This is a genomic window from Thermodesulfobacterium hydrogeniphilum (assembly GCF_000746255.1).
In the GTDB taxonomy this organism is placed as follows: Bacteria; Desulfobacterota; Thermodesulfobacteria; order Thermodesulfobacteriales; family Thermodesulfobacteriaceae; genus Thermodesulfobacterium; species Thermodesulfobacterium hydrogeniphilum.
On record NZ_JQKW01000005.1, the window covers coordinates 1 to 2861 of the forward strand.

General features: G+C 26.0%; 3 protein-coding genes. All 3 read right to left on the reverse strand.

Annotated elements, in window-relative coordinates:
* Positions 1–599, reverse strand: a 599-nt coding sequence (locus CC87_RS00420; protein ID WP_038054975.1) for a flagellar assembly protein A, incomplete at its 3' end; no start/stop codon positions are given.
* 12 nt (positions 600–611) lie between these two features.
* On the reverse strand, positions 612–1970 hold the full coding sequence (tilS, locus tag CC87_RS00425; protein WP_038054978.1) for a tRNA lysidine(34) synthetase TilS: 1359 nt from the start codon (positions 1968–1970) through the stop codon (positions 612–614).
* Positions 1960–2724 carry a hypothetical protein gene (locus CC87_RS00430; RefSeq protein ID WP_038054981.1) on the reverse strand — a complete coding sequence of 255 codons (765 nt, stop codon included), beginning with the start codon at positions 2722–2724 and terminating at the stop codon, positions 1960–1962. The genes tilS and CC87_RS00430 overlap by 11 nt, the downstream gene beginning before the upstream one ends.
* Between the last annotated feature and the right edge of the window lie 137 nt (positions 2725–2861).

Consider the following 2861-nt stretch of genomic DNA (forward strand, 5'->3'; position numbering starts at 1 on the left):
GTATATTCAGGGTATATTTCTATTTTATTGTTTTCAATCAGTATAACTCCAGCCTCTTTTGCTCTTATAAAATTGTTCTCATCTATATAAAGATTTTTACCAAATATCCAGGATGAAGTCTTTTCAACCTTAGGAGGTTCTATAGATTCTCCAAAGACATTTGTGCCAGGTATTCCAGGAATAGAGGGATACCATTTACCTATGGGTTCATCTTTTTCAGCACATATAATAGTTTGATAAGCCTCTCTAAGATCTTCTCTTTTTGTTTCTTCAATCTCTGTGATTTCTGGCTTTTCTTTCTTTAAAATATAAAGTACCTTTTCAAAAAATTCTATTTTTTCAGGAATAGGAGGCTTTGGTGGTAAGCCTTTTGCTACAACAATTTTATTTTCAACCACTTCAGGATAATCTAATACCCCAAAAAATCCCATATTTTTAAGTGTGTCTTTAATTGTTTGCCATTTTTTAATTAAATTTTCAAGAGAAAATTCTTCAAATGGTTCGCTATCTAAATATAGAATCATATCGTCCAAAGAGACTCTAAATAAAAGGTCGTCTATCCATAAACCCTGTTGTTTTATTTTTTTCTTATTTATCATAAGTTTTGATATCTAAATTATTTGTAAAACTATAACTTCTTTAGTATCTTTCTTAACTTTATATTCTGGATGTATATAAAGGTTCCACACTCCTATAATTTTATTTATGTGTTCTATTACTAAAACATTTTCCCTTAAATAAGAAGGTATTTCTTTTTCCCATAAAAATTTTTTTAATTTTTTATGTCCTATAGGAGGCCAGAATATTCTGTCTCCAGGTTTTCTTTTACGAATAACAAAAGGAAAAGTTAGTTTTTCAGCAGAAAATATCATACTATTAGGTAAATTTAATTTCTCCTGATTTTTAATCTTAAAAATTTTAAGTTTTTGTTTAGTTGGTAATGAGTATTCTCCTTCTGTCTCAATTTTGATTGCAAAATAAGGAAAAGAAAAAACCTTTTGAGTAAATGTTATATACCCGGGACCTCTATAAGCTAAAAATCCCCCTGGTAGATAAACAGGGCCTTTTACTCTTTTTATAACAAGATTTTCAAGGCTTTCCAAATGTTTATAAGTAATTCTAAAAATAGGTATCCCTACTTTTTGAAATACAATAAAATATATTCTTCTTCTTAATACTGAAGGAATTTGTTTTAGCTCATGTAATTTTAAACTTAAATCTCTATCTATGTAAAATTTTATTTCTTCAAATTTTTTTTTGGCAAACTCTTCAATTAATTCTTCTTCTTCAGCTATGATTAGAGCTGTTTTTTTAATATTTTTTTTAATATTTTTATTAAAATGTTTCTCCAAAAAAGGAATCAAAATATGTCTTATTTTATTTCTTAAAAATCTAAGATCCTTGTTAGTATAATCTTCTCTCCAATTCAAATTTTTTTCCAAAGCAAATTTACGAATTTCTTCTTTAGTTACAAACAAAAAGGGCCTTACTATAAGTTCTTCTCTTTTTATAGGAATACCTGCAAGACCTCTTTTTCCTGTGCCCCTGATCAATTTCATAAATATTTCCTCAGCAAGATCATCCAGATGATGGGCTAAAGCAATTTTTTGAAAATCATATTTTTTAGCTAAATTAAACCATAAGTTATATCTTAATTCTCTTCCTGCCATTTCTAAGCTAAGTTTCTCCCTTTTAGCATAAGCAGGAACAGAAGCTGCAGTGTAAAAAAAGGGAATATTTTTTTCTTTACAAAGTTTATATACAAATGAAGCATCTTCAAGAGAATCCTTACGGATTTTGTGATCATAATGAGAAACAAACAACTTTAATTCGTAATCTTTTTTTAAAAGGTATAGAACTTCTAAAAGAACTACAGAATCAAGCCCTCCAGAAATACCTAATAAAACTCTATCTCCTTTCTGAAAAAGATTAAATTTCTCTATATATTTTTTTATAGTATTAATAAACAAGTTTTAATATCTCCTTTGCTTTTTCAGGATTTCTTTCAAAAGCTTTTTTAATAAGGTTTGATAATTTGGAATATACTTTTGAAAATTCAGGAATCTTATTATATTTTTTGAAATCCTTTTCAAATTCCTCAGGTATTTTTATTTTCAATCTTTCAGATATTTCTTTCCAAATCTTCTCTTTATTTTCCAAAGTTCCTAATTCAGACTCTAATTCAGAAAGATTTAATTTATTAAAAAAATTTAGAATATAAGACATGTCAAATTTTTTATGAAAATTTTTTGTTTCTTCTTTTAATATGTTATACAGTTTTTCTATTTTTTGATAATTTTTGAGATATTCTTCTAAAACTTTTAAAAATCGTTTATAAATATTGAAAAAAATTTTTATAAATTTCCCTTTTGTAGTTAAAGCAAAAGGAGAAATTTCATTTGCAAAAAGTTTTCTTTTCAAATTTTCTTCAGGAATATTATATATATTCTCATAAAGCATTTTACTTTGAGAAATAGTTTCTTTTAAAGGAAAATTGGTAATTTTTTCAAATTCTTCTACCAAATCAGAATCTTGAAGCATAAAATATATTTTCCAGGCATTATTAAAAATCTTTTTTTGTTTAATTCTAAGTTCTTCCAAAAGCTCTTTAAAACTATTCCATTCTTCTTCTAAATAAACTTTTTCAGAAAAATAATTCTCAGCAATCTCTTTTTTTAATTCCAAAGCCAAACTTTCATAAATATCTTCCCAATCTTTATACATTATATAACCTCATTAATCTGTTTTTATTTGGATAATTTCACTTTCCAAATAAAAAACCAAAGGACCTCTTTTTTCTTCTGAAACAGTATAAGTTTTATCTGTAATACCTACTATAACTCCTGGATAAACTACCTCTA